The organism is Pseudomonas sp. GW456-E7 (assembly GCF_059424105.1).
Genome location: NZ_JBWKZB010000049.1, coordinates 26,050 through 45,064, shown reverse-complemented (window position 1 = coordinate 45,064; position 19,015 = coordinate 26,050). Strand labels below are relative to the sequence as shown.

The following is a 19,015-nucleotide window of genomic DNA, read 5'->3' as shown; positions in this document are numbered from 1 at the left end:
GCTCCTACATGAGATCGCGTTTCCCTGTAGGAGCTGCCGAAGGCTGCGATCTTTTGATCTTTTAATACGTAAACGCGACACAAAAATGTCGCGTATCGGATAGTTCGCCCTCTAACAGTGCGTTTCTGGTCCAAATTCGTTAGGCTACGCGCCATTTTTGCGTCTGCGGCCCACAAGGCACCAACGCGCTAAAAGGGTTGGTCTTATACGGACCGACAGCATTTCCCTCACCCATAGGGAAATCCCTCTCTAAATTCCGATTCAGTAGTGTGGTATTTCCTTAATGAAAGTGTTGAAAGGCCAGGACATCCTGGCACTTGGTTTTATGACGTTTGCCCTGTTCGTCGGGGCTGGCAACATCATCTTCCCGCCTATCGTCGGTTTGCAGTCCGGGCCCAATGTCTGGATGGCGGCGCTGGGTTTCCTGGTCACGGCCGTCGGTCTGCCGGTGATCACCGTTGTGGCGCTGGCCAAGGTCGGTGGGGCAATGGATGCCTTGAGCAGCCCGATCGGTAAAGTCGCCGGTGGCCTGTTGGCAGCCGCCTGCTATCTCGCTGTTGGCCCGCTGTTCGCGACGCCACGTACCGCGACGGTATCCTTCGAAGTGGGCCTGGCGCCGCTGACCGGCGAGAGCCCGCTGGCGTTGTTCCTGTACAGCTCGGTCTACTTCCTGCTGGTGTTCTTCATCTCGCTGTACCCAGGCCGCTTGCTGGATACCGTAGGGCGCTTCCTCGCTCCGCTGAAGATCATCGCCCTGGCCGTGCTGGGCATTGCAGCATTCGCCCTGCCGGCCGGAGACATTGGCCAGGCCACGCCTGAATACGTGGCGGCACCGTTTTCCCAAGGCTTCATCAATGGTTACCTGACCATGGATACCCTGGGCGCCCTGGTGTTCGGCATCGTCATCGTCAACGCCATCCGCTCCCGCGGCGTCGAGTCGCCGGCACTGATCACCCGTTATGCGATCATCGCCGGCCTGATCGCCGGCGTCGGCCTGGCGCTGGTTTACGTCAGCCTGTTCCGTCTCGGTTCGGGCAGCCATGAAGTGGCCGCTGGCGCGACCAATGGCGCGGCGGTATTGCACGCTTACGTGCAGCACACCTTCGGTTCGCTGGGCAGTGGTTTCCTGGCCGTGCTGATTTCCCTGGCGTGCCTGGTGACTGCGGTCGGCCTGACCTGTGCCTGCGCCGAGTACTTCAGCCGAGTGCTGCCGCTGTCCTACAAGACATTGGTGATCATCCTCGCGGTGTTCTCGCTGCTGGTGTCCAACCTGGGCCTGACCAAGCTGATTGCGTTCTCGATCCCGGTGCTCACTGCGATCTACCCACCGTGCATCGTTCTGGTGGCGTTGAGCTTCTGCAAGGACTTCTGGCATGAGCAGGGCCGTATCCTCGGCCCGGTCATGCTGGTGTCGTTCATCTTCGGCCTGATCGACGCCCTCAAGGGTGCAGGCCTGGCGGACTGGATGCCGACGCAAATGGCCCACCTGCCGCTGAGCGAGCAGGGCCTGGCCTGGCTGGTGCCTTCGGTGATGACGCTGGTGGTTGCCGTTGTCTGCGACCGTCTGCTGGGCAAGCGCGAAGAAGCGCTGGCTTAAGCTTTACCGGCCCGTCACAAGCAGGCCTGTGAAAAACAGAAATGCCCCGTATCAATCGATACGGGGCATTTTTTTATGGCAAGTGCGCTTATGTTTCACGATAGCGGACCAGCGTTGCAGGATCTGTTTTGGATGTGCCGTCGCCGGACGCCAATATTTTATGGTCGGGCTGAACCCGCACTGATAGCCATTCTTCGCGACCGGATCCGATATCGGTTACCCGGAATCCGCCGTCGCCAAATGAGGTATCAGGCTCCCCGTTTGTTTTATAGCGTGCAATCAGACTGCTTTCGCTGCCTTGCAAGCCTGTTGAACCTACGACAACAAGTCGGTCTGCCGAGGCTGCGGTGATGGCCCTCCATCGACAGGCTTGACCGGAAGGGAGCTGGGTGACGACCGGTTTACCGCCGTTAAAGATAAGGTTGGGGGTGCCGTTGCTATTGAATGCAGCGAGCATTCCTCGTTGTTTGGATCCGGTCGCATCATAAATGTCGGCGTCCATCAGACCGGTGACAAACAAGCTGCCGTCATCGCGTAGAAGCAAGCTGTAAACGAGTGTCGCGGCGTTGCTGCCTTCGGCAATACTGAAAACTACATAGCCTTTGTCTCCAAAACCAAGGTCTGGAGTGCCATTGGCATTGAAGCGAGCAATCGTTCCCTTTCTTGCTCGGTTTATGCCGGCGACGGTAATTTTTCCATTTGCCGTAACCCCTACTGCGTGGGCATTGTGGAGTTGCACACTGAACTCGGAAGCCTCATGTCCATTGCTCAGATATCGCCTGACCTTGTTTCCGGCTGCCGTTATGATTTCATCATTGAGTCCTATCGCCATGGCGAGACGAAGGGCATTGCGCTTACTCTTGGGGGATGCCGGGGTCTTGGGACGCTTTGAGGTACTTGGAAGAGGAGGAATGTAAATGCCCCCAGTTCCAAAAGTATTGTCCAGGGACCCATCTTCAAGAAATCTGGCAAAGGCCAGTTGAGCCAGCTGACCATAGTGTGTACCGATGAGCAGGGTCTTGCCGTCCTTGAGTAAGCAGGCGCCGCTTGTATCTGCGTGGAAATTATCCTTGAAGCGTCCTGTAACGATGCCTTTGTTTCCGAAATCCGGGTCTGGGGTACCATTTTCCAGTAGTTGAGCAAGTTGAAATTGCAGTCGCATCGGCTCTGTGGGAACCCCTTTTGCGGACCCCGCGAGCAGGATTTTTCCGTCGGTGCGAACTCCCAGGATTTGCATGGGCGAGCTGCCAGGAGCAAATTCGTAGAACATGCCGCGATTGGCGAAAGCGGGGTCAAAGCCCTGTTCGAAGGAATCTTTTTTGTTGTGGGACATGATTAGACTCGCTGCGTAAATGGAGTAAATCCCGACACACACATTCATACGGGATGACCGCTCAAATTACTCACCGTTGGACGGCATTGATAGCTGTTAGAAATGACAGCTATTGATGGGTTTTTTCTTATAGTCTCCCTGCATCGATGTTGTTGGCATCCAGCGCATCTTTGCCATAGTGGCGTTGCAGCGTGCCTTTTTCCTTTTGCTCACGTCGAAGCTGTACCTGTGGCTGCGTGGAAAGATCCGGCCAATGAATTAACCGCTGTCACAGCGTTCTCCAAAGTCAGAATCAAACAAGGACCTGCATGTCGTTCATCCAAGCCAACCTGATCCACATCCTTGCCGCCATCTGGTTCGTCATCTGCTGGGGCGGGTACACCCGTTATGCCACCTGGAAAGGCCGTGACACCGCGTGCCTGGCCAGTGTGCTGCACCTCTATCGTGAAGACTGGATGCGCCGCATGCTGCTGCGCGACAACCGCATCGCCGATGCCAGCGTGATCGGTAACCTGGAACGCAACGCTTCGTTCTTCGCCTCCAGTACGTTGATTATCCTGGCCGGTATTCTTACGGTGCTGGGGGCTTCGGAAAGGGCGGTGTCGTTGCTGGCGGATATCCCGATGGTGCAACAGGCGTCCCAGGGCATGTCGGAAATCAAGTTGCTGTGCCTGGCGCTGGTGTTTGTCTATGCGTTCTTCACGTTCAGCTGGTGCATGCGCCAGTACAACTTTGCGGCGGTACTGGTGGGGTCGGCGCCAATGGTGGGCGAGCGTCTTGTGTCGGAGCAGGAGCGCAAGGCGTTTGCTTCCCGTGCGGCCCGCGTCATCTCCATGGCCGCCAACCAGTTCAACTTCGGGCTGCGTTCCTACTACTTCGGCATGACCATGCTGGCCTGGTTTGTCAGCCCCTGGCTGTTCATGTTGATGAGTGCCGGCGTGGTATTTGTGTTGTACCGTCGCGAGTTTCACTCCGACGTTCTCGACGTGATGGTCTATACCCCTACAGAGGCGCCATTGCCCGAGGTGATCAAAGAGGCTGCTTGATGAGTATTCCGTTCTGGTGTGTGTTTATCAGTGCCGTGCTGATTTACGTGGCGCGTATGCCTGTGACCAAGGCCATGAAAGAGCAGGGCGGTTACAACAATCACCTGCCACGCCAGCAGCAGGGCCAACTCACAGGTTTTGGTGCCCGTGCGCTGGCGGCGCATCAGAATAGTTTTGAAGCCTTCATATTGTTTGCGGTGGGTGTGTTGATGGCGCATACAACGCAGACGGCAGGCTGGCTCATCGATTTGCTCGCGATCATCTTTGTGATCACTCGGGTTATTTATCTGGTGTGTTACTGGAAGGACCTTGCCTGGCAACGCAGCCTGGTCTGGCTGGTGGGATTAATCTGCTCGCTGTTGCTGATGATTAGTCCGACTTTTCGAACGATTTTGCTCTAAGCATTTTTTTGAAGGCAAAAGAAAACCCGCACTTGGCGGGTTTTCTTTTGTCACGCTAAAAACCGGATTAGTTCTTAGGCGCTTCCGGAGCGGCTGGAGTGGCCGGAGCAGCCGGAGCCGCCTCTTTTGCCGCTTCCGCGTTCGATTCAGCCTGAGCTTTGGCAGCTTCGGCGTTTTCTTTCGCGGCGTCGTTCACTTTATCCTGAGCTTTGCTCATGTCTTGCTGAGCTTGCTCAGCATGTTTGTTAGCTTCTTGAGCTTTGTCCTCGGATTTTTTATCGCAGGCAGCGAGACCGAGGGAAGCGGTCAACATCAAGGCAATAGCTAAAGTCTTACGCATGGGGTGTTTCTCCTGATGAAAAGCATGTACTGGCATTAAGAGCTCACACATCAGGGTTAAGTTCCTTAATTCTTTCAGATATATAAGTTTTGTTCTAATGCGGAACTTTTACCCGGACTGCCACCGCATTGCACGAACGTAAACAAGAGTGTTTATCAAATGGCTGAAAACCCCGTTTTTGAGCGAGCGAAGCGCTTTTTGTCGGCGCTGCGACATTGTCAGGTACTTGGACTAAGCGTTCACAGCGCCAGCAGCGAAGGGCTGACGATTGTGCTGCCGTACAGCCCGCAGATCGTTGGCAATCCCGAAACCGGCGTGATTCATGGTGGGGCGCTGACCTCGCTGATGGACACGGCCTGTGGCATGGCGACGCTCTGTGTGCTCCCGGAGTTCGAAGTCTGTCCGACCCTCGACCTGCGCATCGACTACATGCACGCCGCCGAACCGCACAAGGATGTCTATGGCTTCGCCCAGTGCTACCGGGTCACCACCGACGTGATTTTTGCCCGTGGCTTCGCCTATCAGGATGATCCCGGGCAACCCATTGCCCATGTGATGGGCACATTCATGCGCATGGGCAAGGGCATCAAAGGCACCAAAGGCTTTGGTAGCGCCGTCGCCGGAGGTGCGCAATGAGCGAGTCGCTGAAGGATCAATTGCAAAAGGCCCATGAGCAGGGTGATTACGCCTCGCTGCTGGGCTTGATTCCCTATGCCCGGCTGATCGGCGTCGAATGTTCACGGGTGGGCGATGAGCTGCTGTTCAAGCTGCCGGCGAACAAGGACAACATCGGTAACCCTTTGCTGCCGGCGATTCATGGCGGGGTGATCGCCGGGTTCATGGAATTGGCCGCGGCGCTGCACCTGCTGGTGTTTACCGGATCGCCCGGGGTGCCGAAGATCATCGACTTCTCCCTGGATTACCTGCGAGCCGGGCAGTTTCGCGACACCTGGGCCCGATGCCAGGTTTGCCGACAGGGTCGTCGGGTTGCCAACGTGGCGATTACCGCCTGGCAAAGCACTGAGGCCGAACCCATTGCCACGGCCCGTGCACATTTCAAACTCGAGGAGCCCTTGAAATCCTGAACTCAGCCCCAAACTCTGATGACAACCCGCCGCCGACCCTCAAGGTCGCGGCTTATGCCATCTGATTGGAGTTTGATGACCATGAGTGTGGAAACTCAAAAGGAAACCCTGGGCTTCCAGACCGAGGTGAAGCAGCTGCTGCATCTCATGATCCATTCGCTGTATTCCAACAAGGAAATTTTCCTTCGCGAATTGATCTCGAACGCCTCTGACGCTGTCGACAAATTACGTTTCGAAGCCCTGGCCAAGCCAGAGCTGCTGGAAGGCGGCGCCGAACTGAAAATCCGCGTGAGCTTCGACAAGGACGCTAAAACCGTCACCCTCGAAGACAACGGTATCGGCATGAGCCGCGAAGACGCGATCACCCACCTGGGTACCATCGCCAAGTCCGGCACCGCCGATTTCATGAAGCACCTGACCGGCGACCAGAAGAAAGACTCGCACCTGATCGGCCAGTTCGGTGTCGGTTTCTACTCCGCCTTCATCGTCGCCGACAAAGTTGATGTGTACAGCCGTCGTGCCGGCAGCGCTGCCAGCGAAGGCGTGCACTGGTCGTCCAAGGGCGAAGGTGACTTCGAAGTTGCGACCATCGACAAGGCCGAGCGCGGCACTCGCATCGTCCTGCACCTGAAATCCGGTGAAGACGAGTTCGCCGATGGCTGGCGCCTGCGCAACATCATCAAGAAATACTCCGACCACATCGCCTTGCCGATCGAGTTGCCGAAAGAAGTGGCAGCCACCGAAGGCGAAGAGAAACCGGCCGTTGAATGGGAAACCGTCAACCGCGCCAGCGCTCTGTGGACCCGTCCGCGTACCGAGATCAAGGACGAGGAATACCAGGAGTTCTACAAGCACATCGCTCACGATTTCGAAAACCCGCTGAGCTGGAGCCACAACAAGGTCGAAGGCAAGCTGGAGTACAGCTCGCTGCTCTACGTACCGACCCGTGCTCCGTTCGACCTGTACCAGCGTGAAGCGCCGAAAGGCCTGAAGCTGTACGTGCAGCGCGTATTCGTCATGGATCAGGCCGAGTCCTTCCTGCCGCTTTACCTGCGCTTCATCAAGGGTGTGGTCGACTCCAACGACCTGTCGCTGAACGTGTCGCGGGAAATCCTGCAGAAAGACCCGATCATCGACTCCATGAAGTCGGCGCTGACCAAGCGTGTGCTGGACATGCTGGAAAAACTGGCGAAGAACGAGCCTGAGCAATACAAGGGCTTCTGGAAAAACTTCGGTCAGGTCATGAAAGAAGGCCCGGCAGAAGATTTCGCCAACAAGGAAAAAATCGCCGGTCTGCTGCGTTTTGCATCGACCCATGGCGACGATGGCGAGCAGGTTGTCGGCCTGGCCGAGTACCTGGCGCGCGCCAAGGAAGGTCAGGACAAGATCTACTACCTGACCGGCGAAACCTATGCACAGGTCAAGAACAGCCCGCACCTGGAAGTCTTCCGCAAGAAAGGCATCGAAGTGCTGCTGTTGACCGACCGCATCGACGAGTGGCTGATGAGCTACCTCAGCGACTTCGACGGCAAGAGCTTCGTCGACGTGGCGCGCGGTGACCTGGACCTCGGCAACCTGGACTCGGAAGAGGACAAGAAGGCCGCGGAAGAAGTCGCGAAGTCTAAAGAGGGTCTGGTTGAGCGTCTGAAAACCGCGCTGGGCGAATCCGTTGCGGAAGTCCGGGTGTCCCATCGCCTGACCGATTCGCCAGCGATCCTGGCCATCGGTGAGCAGGACCTGGGCTTGCAGATGCGCCAGATTCTGGAGGCCAGCGGGCAGAAGGTTCCGGATTCGAAGCCGATCTTCGAATTCAACCCGGCTCACCCGCTGATCGAGAAGCTCGACAACGAGCAGAGCGACGAGCGCTTCGGCGATCTGTCGCACATCCTCTTCGATCAGGCGGCCCTGGCGGCCGGCGACAGTTTGAAAGATCCGGCGGCCTATGTGCGCCGTCTGAACAAACTGTTGGTTGAGCTATCCGCTTGACTGTGTAGTAGAAAAACCCGCTTCGGCGGGTTTTTTCATTCTGGTGTTCAACAATCAGGAGTCAGAAATGAGCCAGATCACTGTACGTTCCATTGCCTATCAGATCGATGGCCAGGCCTACGAAAGCCGTCTGGCCTTCGATGCCGACCATAAAGGCCCGCGTCCGGGTTTGTTGATGGCGCCGAACTGGATGGGCGTCAGCGCCGGTGCCGAGGAGATCGCCAGGTCTGTGGCTGCCAAGGGCTACGTGGTGCTGATCGCCGACCTTTACGGGCAATCGGTTCGTCCGTCGAACAATGACGAGGCCGGGGCGGCAATGATGCCGTTGAAGAATGACCGTGGGTTACTGCGCAAGCGCATGCAGGTGGCGTTCGAACAGTTGCAGAGCCAGGGCGAGGCGGCCGTCGATACGTCGAAGCTGGCGACCTACGGTTTCTGTTTCGGCGGCTGCTGTGCCCTGGAGTTTGCCCGTACCGGTGCGCCGGTGAAGGCCGCGGTCTCCTTCCACGGCACGCTGGATACACCGAATCCGGCCGACGCGAAAAACATCAAGGGTAAGGTCCTGGTCCTGCACGGGGCTTCCGATCCACTGGTGCCGAAGGAGCAGTTGCCGGCGTTCGAAGATGAAATGAACGCGGCCGGTGTGGACTGGCAGTTGCTGAGCTACGGCGGTGCATTTCACTCGTTCACCGACCCGCATGCGAATGTGCCGGGCATGATGATGTATGACGCCAAGGTGGCTGCCCGGGCGTTCACTTCGATGCACAATCTGCTGGATGAAGTGTTCAGGGGCTGATTGCCCCAGGATCAAAAGATCGCAGCCTGCGGCAGCTCCTACAGGAGAACGCATTTCCCTGTAGGAGCTGCCGAAGGCTGCGATCTTTTGCTTTAAGGCAGTTCAATCCGCTCAACTTCCCCCGGCACCGTCGGCCAGTCCCCGGCCGCCCAACGCCGACGCGCTTCATCAATCGCCGCCGGATCGCTCGCGACAAAATTCCAGTTGATCCGCCGTGGCCCGTCCAGCGGCGCGCCGCCAAACAACACGGCGTGACTGTCGCTTTCAGCAAACAGGGTCAACTCTTCCCCGGCAGGCAGTACCACCAGCGAATGCGGTTCTATCAGCTCGCCATCCAGTTGCACTTCGCCGCTCAACACATACAGCGCACGTTCTTCATGCTCGGTGGGAATCAGTAATGTCGTCGCTGTTTGCAGGTGCAATTCCGCGTACAACGTAGGAGAAAGCACCGGCACCGGTGACTCCAGGCAAAAGCCCGACCCGGCAATCATGCGGATCTTCACCCCCAGGTTTTCGCTGACGGGCAAGGTGGACGCCGGATGGTGGCTGTAATGCCCCGGACCCTGTTCTTTATCCTTGGGGGATGCCAGCCAGATCTGCAAGCCGTGCATCGTGAAGCCGCTCTCCTTGAGGGCCTCGGGTGTGCGTTCGACGTGGGCAATGGCGCTGCCGGCCGTCATCCAGCTGACATCGCCGGTATCAACAACCTGATCGGAACCCAGGCTGTCCTTGTGCTGGATTTGCCCCTGGAACAGATAGGTCAGGGTGGACAGGCCAATGTGCGGATGCTGGCGGATATTCATGCCTTTGCCCGGCGGATAACGGGTTTCCAGCATGTGATCGAAAAACACGAATGGTCCGACGCTGCGGCACTTGGCGGATGGCAGTGGGCGCAGGATCGGCTGGCCTTCGACGTCTTCGGTGCGGGGGCGGATCACGAGCGGAGTGGTCATGGTGCGTTCCAGGCTGGGCGGGTGATGCGTTCGAGCATAACCCGCTTGCGCAGCCCTTGCCGCTATTGGCTGAAGGCGCCTTCGGACAAATGCGTTTCGATGCTGACTTCAGACGTGGTCATCAGCTTGTGGATCGGGCAGCGATCGGCCACGCGGTGCAGCTCGTCGCGCTGGGCGTCGCTGAGTGCGCCCTTGAGGGTCAGTTTGACGTGTAGCGCGTATTGGCCTTTCTGTTCCAGGCTGTTGTCGCGCTTGACCTCGACGCCGACACCGGTCAACGGGATGTCCTTCTTCTTCGCATAGAGCTTGAGGGTCAGGGCTTTGCAGGCGCCGAGCGCGGCATCGAAATAATCGTGCGGTTCCGGGGCAGTGCCTTCTCCGCCTGTCGTGACGGGCACGTCGGCGAAGAGTTCATGGTCATCGATTTGTACGCTGTGGCGAAAGCCTTCGGCAGAAACGGTGTTGACGGTGACGGTCATGGGAAACCTCGGCAGTAGGGAATTCATTCGATCAAAAAAGACGTTGAAGTTATAGAGCATTCCTTTTGTTTCGCGTTCCACTTTCTTGTCGGTGAACATTCAATCTTCGTCCAACTGTCATTTATGACAGTAGCCGGAGTGCGTTATGCGTGGTTGAATCGCCTCGACTGAACGCACTTTCTGTATGGGGCAGAGGATGGTGAGTGTTGTGTAAGCCATTGCCGAGCGAAAGGTGTTCTTTTCCCAGTTTTAGGAGAGAAGCAATGGCAACGCATAAAGTTACCAGGGTGGATGGTGAGTTAGATCCTACTTTTGCAATTGGCGGCAAATTCGAGGTGCCGACACCCACAGAAGATGCCGTTTCACTGATTGCTGACACCGATACTGGCACCGAGTCTTTGACGGTGGCGATGAATGCGGGTCAGGAGTTCTGTCTCTGTCGGGCTGACAAAAACGGCGTGCTGGACACCAGCTTTGCAAATCAAGGGTGGTTGAAATGGCGGTTTCAAGATGGAAAAAATTCAGCTATATGGCGGGCGTTGGTGCAGCCTCTTGATAAGAAAATCGTGGTGATAGGCGCGTCCTTTATTACTAGCGGAACTGCCCAGCCGGCCTTGACGCGTTTTAATTCCAATGGAAGCCCGGATCTGGTTTTCGGTCGAGTGGTACTCCCGGTGTTTCCGGAGTCGCATACCAGCATCACCCGAGTACGTGGGTGCCTGCAATCCGATGGAAAAATACTTGTTTGCGGCGGATATTTGTCAAACAGTGGGAGCAAGACCCTGTTGATCAGATTATTGGCCGACGGAACAATGGATACTTCTTTTGGGAAAGATGGGGTAGTCGAACTCACCCATCCCAATGGCATGCTCTACCCGGAGCAGGTTGAAATCCAGGGCAGTGGGAGAATTCTTGTTGCAGGCTATTTCTGGCGCAACCAAGGCTTTGTTGTTGGGGTCGGAACTGATGGCAATGTGGATAAAGATTTTGGTAATCAGGGTTTTGTATTAATTGAGGCGCAAGACGTAACCACCTTGAACAATCTGTTGGTTTTGAAGGATGGGCGCCTTCGCTGCATTGGCGGTACCGGTAGCTCGGGTGCATTGTTGGTCGGCCTGGATGAAAACGGCAACCCAGACCCGTCTTTTAATGAGGGGAAGCCGGTAAAGACAAAAGAGTTGCTTGGCAGATGGGTTACCATTCGCGAGCAGGATGATCATATGCTGCTTGTTGCTGGTCATTCTGGAGGCGCTTTGATTGAGCAAGTGTGCGCGCGATTTTCTCCGCAGGGAGCTTTAGACAGGGCGTTTGGCTGGTCGGGGTTTATGTACCATCCTGGAGGACCTGCAGATAGCGTGATTCAACCCGGCGGGCGTTGGATAACGACTGCACAACAGTCTAATTCTACGCTTGTCTGGCTTTACGGGATGGTCGTCGGGGGAGGTACACCCTTGACTAACTCTTCAATCCGTCAGAAAAAAGCCCCGCATTAGCGAGGCTTGTTGTTTAGCAACGGATCAGCTGCCTTTGACAGCCTTGCCATTGACCGTACCGTCGAGGAGCATGATGTTGTACTCCTTGCCGTCGGTTTCGACCTGTTGCAGGCGGACCAGCAGGTAATCCCAGTCCTTGGCGAACCACATCACGGTGATGCGTTTGCTCTGCGTCGGGTCGCGCACGCGCTCAACCTTGATCGCATCGATCTGACCGGCCTTGGTGTCGACTTTTTCCGAACCCAGCACGCGGAAGTCATAGGTGTCGACTTCACCGCCATCGACCACTTGATAGCTCATGGTCTTTTTGCCGGCAGCAACATCATGCTGCAGTGCCAACTGGTAGGTGGACTTGTCGACCATGCCGCGGTTGAGGGGCAACTTGACGGCGTCACCGCGATCGGTGCCGGTGATCATCTTGGTGTTCCAGTCGAAATCCAGATCCGATTTCTTGGCCTTGCCCAGGCCGCCACGTTCAAAGTGGTACGACTCCGGAAGCAGCGTGTCCTTGTCCAGGGTCAGGGTGCTTTCCTCGGACAGGCTGGCAATCATCATCGATGCCTTGAAACTCAGTTTCCATTTGCCGTCGCTGGTTTTTTCGAGGCTGCGCTCGGCAGTGCCGCTCATGGGGAGCTGTTTCCAGTCGGCGGTGTAGCTGGCGGAGAAGGGTTGAAGTTCTGCCGCCTGAGCGAAGGGCAAAGCGAGCAGAGCGCAAGCGAAGAGCAGGGCGCGACGCATAAAATCTCCTAGTTTCGAATCAAGTGGCCGCTGGCCGCGAGTAGCTGTCCATCCAGTAAAGCACCTTGCTCGCCGAGGGACAGACGACCTTCGGCAAACCAGCGTACGGCCATCGGGTAGATCAGGTGTTCCTGAACATGGACCCGCTGCGCCAGACTCTGCGGTGAATCCTGTAACTCTACCGGTATTACAGCTTGTACGACCAGTGGTCCGCCATCGAGTTCCTCGGTGACGAAGTGCACGGAGCAGCCGTGCTCGGCGTCGCCAGCCTCCAGCGCGCGCTGATGAGTGTGTAACCCTTTGTATTTGGGTAGCAGCGAGGGATGGATATTGAGCAGGCGACCCTGATAGTGGCGTACGAAACCCGCGCTGAGAATGCGCATGAATCCGGCCAGTACCACGAGTTTGGGGTTGAAGGCGTCGATCAGTTCGATCAGCGCGGCATCGAAGGCCTCGCGACCTTCGAAAGCCTTGTGATCCAGGGTGCGGGTGTCGATACCCGCGTCCCTGGCGCGTTGCAGGCCGTAGGCGTCGGCGCGGTTGGAAATCACCGCAGCGATGCGGACCGGGCTGTCGCCGGTCCGCATGCTGTCGATCAGGGCCTGCAAGTTACTGCCGGTGCCGGACAACAGCACCACCACATCACAGGTCGGAGACATCAATGAGCCTTGAGGTTCTTCAGTTCTACCTGAGCCGCGCCTTCGGCAGCGGTGGAGATCTGGCCGATGACCCAAGGCTGCTCGCCCGCTTCGCGCAGAACGTTCAGGGCGGTTTCAACGTGCTCCTGAGCCACGCAGATAACCATGCCCACGCCGCAGTTCAGCACGCGGTGCATTTCGTTCTCGTCAACGTTGCCTTTCTCTTGCAGCCAGTCGAACACGGCCGGACGGGTCCAGCTGGCCACGTCAACCACAGCCTGCGCGCCTTTTGGCAGAACGCGCGGGATGTTGTCCAGCAGGCCGCCACCGGTGATGTGGGCCATGGCTTTGACAGCGCCGGTTTCCTTGATCAGCTTGAGCAGCGGCTTCACGTAGATGCGGGTCGGGGCCATCAGCAGGTCGGTCAGCGGCTTGCCGTCGAGCTGGGTGTTTTCGATGTCGGCACCGGACACTTCGATGATCTTGCGGATCAGCGAGTAGCCGTTGGAGTGCGGGCCGGAAGACGGCAGGGCAAGCAGGGCGTCGCCGGCAGCAACCTTGGAACCGTCGATGATTTCGGATTTTTCCACGACGCCGACGCAGAAGCCGGCCAGGTCGTAGTCTTCGCCTTCGTACATGCCCGGCATTTCAGCGGTTTCACCGCCAACCAGCGAGCAGCCCGACAGTTCGCAGCCAGCGCCGATGCCGGTAACAACCTGGGCAGCGGTGTCGACGTTCAGTTTGCCGGTGGCGTAGTAGTCGAGGAAGAACAGTGGCTCGGCGCCGCACACCACCAGGTCGTTGACGCACATGGCAACCAGGTCGATGCCGATGCTGTCGTGCTTGTTCAGGTTCAGTGCCAGGCGCAGCTTGGTGCCAACGCCGTCAGTACCGGAAACCAGCACAGGCTGCTTGTAGCCGGCCGGGATTTCGCAGAGGGCGCCGAAACCGCCCAGGCCGCCCATGACTTCCGGGCGCGCAGTGCGCTTGGCGACGCTCTTGATGCGTTCGACCAATGCTTCACCGGCGTCGATGTCTACACCGGCGTCCTTGTAGCTCAGGGAGGGTTGCTTGCTCATGATCCAGGCCTTTAGGGGGGATTCAGGGGTAACGACCGAGTCCAGCGGGGCCGCCGAAATCGACGAAGGCGATTGCCTCACGCGATTTTCGAAAGTGCCCGGCTGTTGCCGGTCTGCGAAGGCGCGCGATTTTATCAGGCTTGAGCCGCAGCGGCCATCCTCAGGCCGACAGCAGGGCCATATCCGTTAAAAAAAACCGTTGATGCGCGGTGTCGGTGGCATCCTGCCTGGCTGTATAAGATGTCGCGATTAACCGTCTATCGTTATGACAGTGCGAAAACTTACCCGGAACGTGTGAATGTTTTGCGTCGGGCAATGGTCACAGCCTTGCTCGATCGTCTTCATGCGGTCTGATCCAGCCGCTCTTGTCGTCAGGAATCTTCCATGCGTTTTTGTAAATTCTTGCTTGTGAGTTGTTTGTCAGTGGTCAGCCTGGTCAGTCAAGCCGAAACCGTCAAAGGCCTGTATCAGGTGCGCGAGCCGGTGAATGGCCAGTCGCCCGAGGAGCGTGACCAGGCGACTCAACGTGCGTTGGACACGTTGGTGTTGCGCCTGACCGGTGACCCCAAGGCTGCTCAGAATCCGGGGCTGGCGGCCATTCGCAAAGATCCGCAACAGATCATCAGCCAATACGGTTTTGAAGCCGGTCCGCCGGAAGTCCTGAAAGTCGATTTCGACCCGGGAACCACTGAGCAGGCCTTGCGCCGCGCCGGCCTGGCTATGTGGGGGGCCAATCGGCCGTCGATCCTCGGCTGGTGGCTCAACGATTCCACCGAGGGTTCAAGCCTGGTGGGCGACGGCCAGGCCAGCGCGGCGCCGCTGCGTCGGGCTGCCCAGCACCGGGGCTTGCCATTGCGCTTGCCATTGGCGGACCTGAACGAACAGATCGTCGCGACCGCGCCGAATCTGGAAGGCGCAGATTCCGCACCGTTGCTTGCGGCATCGGAACGCTACAACGCCGACGCCCTGCTCGCGGTACACGCCAGGGAGGAGGGCGGGCAGTGGCAAGCCAAGTGGCAATTGTGGCTGGGGGATAAAAAAGAGGCAGGCAGCGTGCAGGGCGCCGATCAGGCCGCCGTGGCCGATGCGGTGATGCTGGCGGTCAATGAGCGCCTGGCGCCGCGGTTTGTCGCCAAGCCCGGTGCTTCGAGCGCGCAATTGCTGGAAGTGCAAGGCATGAATCTTGAACACTACGCGTCCCTTGGACGCTTGCTGGAGCCATTTGGCGGGCGCGTGCAAAGCGTCGACGGCGACCGGATCGTCTACCGGGTCAATGGCAGTGCCGAACAATTGCGTGCACAACTGTCGCTGGCACGGTTGCAGGAAGCGCCAGCGGCTCAGGCACCGACGCCGGCAGTGCCGGTTCAGCCGGCCGCCGGTGGTGCGGTGCCAGCCCCTGCACCTGCGCCAGCCCCGACCCCGCAACTGCGGTTTCGCTGGTAGTTTTTCTCTCTTTATATAGAAGCAATGGAGTGGTTCATGGCCGATACGCGGCGTTGGTTCTGGCTCGGCGGGGTGGTCCTGCTTTGTGTTTTTGTCTGGTTGTTGCATCCGATCCTGACGCCGTTCCTGGTGGCCCTGCTGTTGGCCTATCTGTTCGACCCGCTGGTGGATCGACTGGAGAAGGCGGGGCTGTCTCGCACCTGGGGTGTAGTGGCGGTGTTTGCCCTGTTTACATTGATCCTCACCGCGCTGCTGTTGGTCCTGGTGCCGTTGCTCGCCCGGCAGCTGTTTCGTTTGTATGAGCTGGCCCCGCAGATGCTCGACTGGCTGCAGCACACGGCGTTGCCCTGGGCACAATCGAAGTTCGGCCTGTCGGAGGGCTTCTGGAAGTTCGACCGGCTGAAGGCAGCCATCGGCGAACATATGAGCCAGACCTCCGATGTTGTCGGCGTGGTACTGAGTCATGCCACTGCCTCGGGGCTGGCGTTGATTGGCTGGCTGGCGAATCTGGTGTTGATCCCGGTGGTGAGCTTCTATCTGTTGCGCGATTGGGACCTGATGATGGCCAAGGTCCGCAACCTGCTGCCCCGTGATCGTGAGGAGCGCGCGGTATCGCTGGCGGGTGAATGCCATGAAGTACTCGGTGCGTTCATTCGTGGCCAGTTGCTGGTCATGGTGGCCCTGGGGGTGATCTACGCGGCAGGCCTGATGCTGGTCGGGCTGGAGCTGGGCTTGCTGATTGGCCTGATTGCCGGTCTGGCAGCGATCGTGCCGTACATGGGATTTATCATCGGCATCGGTGCGGCGCTGATTGCAGGGCTGTTCCAGTTCGGTGGCGATCTTTACCCGATGCTCGGCATTGTCGCGGTGTTCATGGTCGGCCAGGCCTTGGAGGGTATGGTGCTGACGCCGTTGCTGGTCGGTGACCGGATTGGTCTGCACCCGGTGGCGGTGATTTTCTCGATTCTGGCCGGGGGTGAGCTGTTCGGCTTTACCGGTGTGCTGCTGGCATTGCCGGTCGCCGCGGTGATCATGGTGCTGGTGCGCCATGTGCAAGATTTGTATAAGGATTCCGATATCTACGGGGGCGTCGACGAACCGCAGGGGTAAAAGGTGTCGATGGGCGATGGCGGGCTGTCCGGGTTCGTGCCGGGTCAGCCTGATTACACAGCGCGACTGTCACATGCACCGCCAAAGAAACTGTCATAAAATCGGTGCGTTAACGCAAACCTTTGATTTTGCTTGTGGTCTATCGCATTGTGCGGCCCGCTTCACGGGTATAAACTTCGCAAACTTTACACAGAGGCCACTAACGGTTCCTTTGGAACTGTTCAGTCAGCATGAAACCGATTCAGCTGCCCCTAGGTGTGCGTCTGCGTGACGACGCCACCTTTATCAACTACTACCCAGGCGCCAATGCCGCTGCACTCGGCTATGTCGAGCGGCTATGCGAAGCCGACGCCGGCTGGACCGAAAGCCTGATCTACCTTTGGGGCAAGGATGGGGTAGGGCGTACGCATCTGTTGCAGGCTGCCTGCCTGCGCTTCGAGCAATTGGGAGAGCCTGCGGTTTATCTGCCGCTGGCCGAGCTGCTCGATCGCGGTATCGAGATTCTCGATAACCTTGAGCAGTACGAACTGGTCTGCCTCGATGACCTGCAGGCGGTTGCCGGCAAGGCGGACTGGGAAGAGGCGCTGTTCCATCTGTTCAATCGCCTGCGCGACAGCGGCCGGCGCCTGCTGATTGCCGCGTCGACATCCCCGCGCGAGTTGCCGGTGAAGCTGGCGGACCTCAAGTCGCGCCTGACCCTGGCCTTGATCTTCCAGATGCGCCCACTGTCCGACGAGGACAAATTGCGTGCCCTGCAATTACGCGCATCCCGTCGCGGACTGCACCTGACCGATGAGGTCGGGCATTTCATCCTGACTCGCGGCACCCGCAGCATGAGCGCGCTGTTCGAGCTGCTTGAGCGTCTCGATCAGGCCTCCCTCCAGGCTCAGCGCAAGCTGACAATCCCGTTTCTGAAAGAAACCCTCGGCTGGTAAACCCGCTGGAACCGGGGCTTTTAGCCGGTTCGGCATATTTCAGGCGCCAGAAAATCCGCTTTCCTGCAAGGTTGCAGGCCGCGTGTGTGTTTAAAATGGGCTTAAGCGCTTAGATGTAAACGAGAAACCAATAAGTCACAAAAAGATTGATTGAATTTGCAAATGAGGTCGATAGCGGGCATAGTCTCGACTTCTTTACAACTTCAGCCACGGTCGTGCCCATGCTAAATCGCTTCGCACCCCTCGTGCCCCTCGCACTCGTCACCCTGTTGTTCGGTTGCGCTGCCCACACTCCAGTGGCCCAGCAAGCGCCGCAACAGCAGGTTCAAAACTCGGCCACTGCCCAGTCTTCCGCCCTCTTTCAGGAAGAGCTGGCCACCGAAAAAGAACTCGCAGACTTCGCTGGCGGCAAGTCCTACCAGCTTCCGGTCCTGGCCGACAGCATCCTCGAACGCGGCATGTCCCTGATCGGTACCCGTTACCGTTTCGGCGGCACTTCTGAAGCCGGCTTCGATTGCAGTGGTTTCATCGGTTACCTGTTCCGCGAAGAAGCGGGCATGAACCTGCCACGCTCCACCCGCGAAATGATCAACGTGGACGCTCCGCTGGTCTCGCGCAGCAAGCTTGAGCCGGGCGATCTGCTGTTCTTCGCAACCAACGGTCGTCGTGGTCGCGTCAGTCACGCCGGGATCTACCTGGGTGACAACCAGTTCATCCACTCCAGCAGCCGCCGCAGCGGTGGCGTGCGCATCGATAGCCTGGGCGACAGCTACTGGAGCAAGACCTTCATCGAGGCCAAGCGCGCCCTGGCGATGGCACCTAACGCGTCGCCAATCGTCACTGCACGTAAATAAGCGGACATTTTGTAAGGCGAACTTAAAGTCTTACTTGAAGTTTGTCGCGTAGCCGCTAGAATCTTGATCTACAAATGATGGCAAACCGCCTGCGTCCAACGCAGGCGGTTTTCTTTTCTGCGCTCCCCGCAGAAAAAGCCGCAGCCAGATCAGGATGTTCTGCTTATGACGACGTCGGCCCGCCTCGCAATCATGTTCTTCGCAGCGCTGCTCAGTGCCTGCGCCAGCCGCACACCGCCTCCTGCGCCGGTGGTTCGCGCGCCCATCGTATTTGGTTCCCCACAAGCTTTTTCGCCCGAAGCGGAAGACGTGCTGTTTCGCGCGCTCGGCCTGGTGGGTACGCCTTATCGCTGGGGTGGCAACACGCCGGATTCCGGATTTGATTGCAGCGGCCTGATCGCGTATGTGTACCGCGATGTCGCCGGTATTGCCTTGCCGCGCACCACGCGCGAGATGATCTCCATGCAAGCGGCGAGTGTTGGCAAGGAAGGCCTGCAGACGGGTGACCTGCTTTTCTTCGCCACCAATGGCGGTTCCCAGGTCAGTCATGCCGGGATCTACGTGGGAGAAGGGCGTTTCGTCCATGCGCCGGCCACCGGCGGCACCGTTAAGCTCGACAGTTTGTCCAAGGCCTATTGGCAGAAGGCTTACCTGAGCGCCAAGCGTGTTCTGCAGCCTGAACATCTGGCGCGCAACCCGTAACGTCCGG

20 protein-coding genes are annotated in these 19,015 nt (G+C 58.2%); 13 read left to right on the top strand and 7 right to left on the bottom strand.

From position 1 onward, the window contains the following. Positions 1 to 283: 283 nt before the first annotated feature. Complete coding sequence (brnQ, locus tag AC07YV_RS24795) at positions 284 to 1,597, top strand: branched-chain amino acid transport system II carrier protein (RefSeq protein ID WP_102701801.1); 1,314 nt, start codon at positions 284 to 286, stop codon at positions 1,595 to 1,597. Between the two features lie 88 nt (positions 1,598 to 1,685). Here brnQ and AC07YV_RS24790 read toward each other — a convergent pair whose 3' ends face one another. Further along, the gene (locus AC07YV_RS24790) at positions 1,686 to 2,930 is read right to left on the bottom strand and encodes an NHL repeat-containing protein (protein ID WP_158248460.1); all 1,245 of its coding nucleotides are present in this window, start codon (positions 2,928 to 2,930) and stop codon (positions 1,686 to 1,688) included. A gap of 308 nt (positions 2,931 to 3,238) precedes the next feature. Between AC07YV_RS24790 and AC07YV_RS24785 the strand changes: the two genes are divergently transcribed. Both AC07YV_RS24785 and AC07YV_RS24780 read left to right on the top strand, forming a co-directional pair. Then, positions 3,239 to 3,976 carry a DUF599 domain-containing protein gene (locus tag AC07YV_RS24785; RefSeq protein ID WP_007977519.1) on the top strand — a complete coding sequence of 246 codons (738 nt, stop codon included), beginning with the start codon at positions 3,239 to 3,241 and terminating at the stop codon, positions 3,974 to 3,976. Continuing rightward, on the top strand, positions 3,976 to 4,377 hold the full coding sequence (locus tag AC07YV_RS24780) for an MAPEG family protein (RefSeq protein ID WP_095963895.1): 402 nt from the start codon (positions 3,976 to 3,978) through the stop codon (positions 4,375 to 4,377). Before AC07YV_RS24785 ends, AC07YV_RS24780 begins: the two co-directional genes overlap by 1 nt. A 67-nt stretch (positions 4,378 to 4,444) precedes the next feature. On the opposite strand, the gene AC07YV_RS24775 is transcribed toward AC07YV_RS24780, so the two are convergent. Further along, entirely contained in the window at positions 4,445 to 4,717 is a 273-nt protein-coding gene (locus tag AC07YV_RS24775; RefSeq protein WP_007977522.1) for a hypothetical protein, read from the bottom strand. A gap of 159 nt (positions 4,718 to 4,876) precedes the next feature. On the opposite strand from AC07YV_RS24775, the gene AC07YV_RS24770 reads away from it, so the two are divergent. From AC07YV_RS24770 to AC07YV_RS24755, 4 genes are all read left to right on the top strand, one after another. Further along, the gene (locus tag AC07YV_RS24770) at positions 4,877 to 5,353 is read left to right on the top strand and encodes a PaaI family thioesterase (protein ID WP_102701799.1); all 477 of its coding nucleotides are present in this window, start codon (positions 4,877 to 4,879) and stop codon (positions 5,351 to 5,353) included. Then, on the top strand, positions 5,350 to 5,802 hold the full coding sequence (locus AC07YV_RS24765) for a PaaI family thioesterase (RefSeq protein WP_102701798.1): 453 nt from the start codon (positions 5,350 to 5,352) through the stop codon (positions 5,800 to 5,802). Before AC07YV_RS24770 ends, AC07YV_RS24765 begins: the two co-directional genes overlap by 4 nt. Before the next feature lie 81 nt (positions 5,803 to 5,883). After that, positions 5,884 to 7,788: a molecular chaperone HtpG gene (htpG, locus tag AC07YV_RS24760; protein WP_102701803.1), complete on the top strand. Its 1,905-nt coding sequence runs from the start codon at positions 5,884 to 5,886 to the stop codon at positions 7,786 to 7,788. 67 nt (positions 7,789 to 7,855) lie between these two features. Continuing rightward, the gene (locus AC07YV_RS24755; RefSeq protein ID WP_102701797.1) at positions 7,856 to 8,584 is read left to right on the top strand and encodes a dienelactone hydrolase family protein; all 729 of its coding nucleotides are present in this window, start codon (positions 7,856 to 7,858) and stop codon (positions 8,582 to 8,584) included. Positions 8,585 to 8,676: 92 nt separating this feature from the next. Here the strand turns inward: AC07YV_RS24755 and AC07YV_RS24750 are convergent, their stop codons facing one another. Next, positions 8,677 to 9,537, bottom strand: a complete 861-nt coding sequence (locus AC07YV_RS24750) for a pirin family protein (protein WP_102701796.1) — start codon at positions 9,535 to 9,537, stop codon at positions 8,677 to 8,679. Between the two features lie 62 nt (positions 9,538 to 9,599). Further along, on the bottom strand, positions 9,600 to 10,016 hold the full coding sequence (locus tag AC07YV_RS24745; protein ID WP_102701802.1) for an OsmC family protein: 417 nt from the start codon (positions 10,014 to 10,016) through the stop codon (positions 9,600 to 9,602). A 263-nt stretch (positions 10,017 to 10,279) separates the two neighbouring features. Here AC07YV_RS24745 and AC07YV_RS24740 point away from each other — a divergent pair, with 263 nt between their 5' ends. Beyond that, a complete protein-coding gene (locus AC07YV_RS24740) occupies positions 10,280 to 11,509 on the top strand; it encodes a hypothetical protein (protein WP_102701795.1) in 1,230 nt (409 codons plus the stop codon). A 24-nt stretch (positions 11,510 to 11,533) separates the two neighbouring features. Here the strand turns inward: AC07YV_RS24740 and AC07YV_RS24735 are convergent, their stop codons facing one another. From AC07YV_RS24735 to purM, 3 genes are read right to left on the bottom strand one after another with little or no spacing between them, the layout of a single operon-like run. Then, positions 11,534 to 12,247, bottom strand: a complete 714-nt coding sequence (locus AC07YV_RS24735) for a DUF3108 domain-containing protein (protein ID WP_102701794.1) — start codon at positions 12,245 to 12,247, stop codon at positions 11,534 to 11,536. A gap of 8 nt (positions 12,248 to 12,255) precedes the next feature. Beyond that, positions 12,256 to 12,906, bottom strand: a complete 651-nt coding sequence (purN, locus tag AC07YV_RS24730; RefSeq protein WP_102701793.1) for a phosphoribosylglycinamide formyltransferase — start codon at positions 12,904 to 12,906, stop codon at positions 12,256 to 12,258. Beyond that, positions 12,906 to 13,964 carry a phosphoribosylformylglycinamidine cyclo-ligase gene (gene purM, locus AC07YV_RS24725; protein ID WP_034146362.1) on the bottom strand — a complete coding sequence of 353 codons (1,059 nt, stop codon included), beginning with the start codon at positions 13,962 to 13,964 and terminating at the stop codon, positions 12,906 to 12,908. The genes purN and purM overlap by 1 nt, the downstream gene beginning before the upstream one ends. 384 nt (positions 13,965 to 14,348) lie before the next feature. Here purM and AC07YV_RS24720 point away from each other — a divergent pair, with 384 nt between their 5' ends. From AC07YV_RS24720 to AC07YV_RS24700, 5 genes are all read left to right on the top strand, one after another. Beyond that, positions 14,349 to 15,407 carry a DUF2066 domain-containing protein gene (locus tag AC07YV_RS24720; protein ID WP_102701792.1) on the top strand — a complete coding sequence of 353 codons (1,059 nt, stop codon included), beginning with the start codon at positions 14,349 to 14,351 and terminating at the stop codon, positions 15,405 to 15,407. A gap of 36 nt (positions 15,408 to 15,443) precedes the next feature. After that, complete coding sequence (locus AC07YV_RS24715) at positions 15,444 to 16,517, top strand: AI-2E family transporter (protein ID WP_102701791.1); 1,074 nt, start codon at positions 15,444 to 15,446, stop codon at positions 16,515 to 16,517. A 230-nt stretch (positions 16,518 to 16,747) separates the two neighbouring features. Next, the gene (hda, locus tag AC07YV_RS24710) at positions 16,748 to 17,452 is read left to right on the top strand and encodes a DnaA regulatory inactivator Hda (RefSeq protein WP_007898944.1); all 705 of its coding nucleotides are present in this window, start codon (positions 16,748 to 16,750) and stop codon (positions 17,450 to 17,452) included. 221 nt (positions 17,453 to 17,673) lie between these two features. Then, positions 17,674 to 18,306, top strand: a complete 633-nt coding sequence (locus AC07YV_RS24705; RefSeq protein WP_057715813.1) for a C40 family peptidase — start codon at positions 17,674 to 17,676, stop codon at positions 18,304 to 18,306. A gap of 165 nt (positions 18,307 to 18,471) precedes the next feature. Further along, complete coding sequence (locus tag AC07YV_RS24700) at positions 18,472 to 19,008, top strand: C40 family peptidase (RefSeq protein ID WP_102701790.1); 537 nt, start codon at positions 18,472 to 18,474, stop codon at positions 19,006 to 19,008. The last annotated feature ends 7 nt before the right edge of the window (positions 19,009 to 19,015 follow it).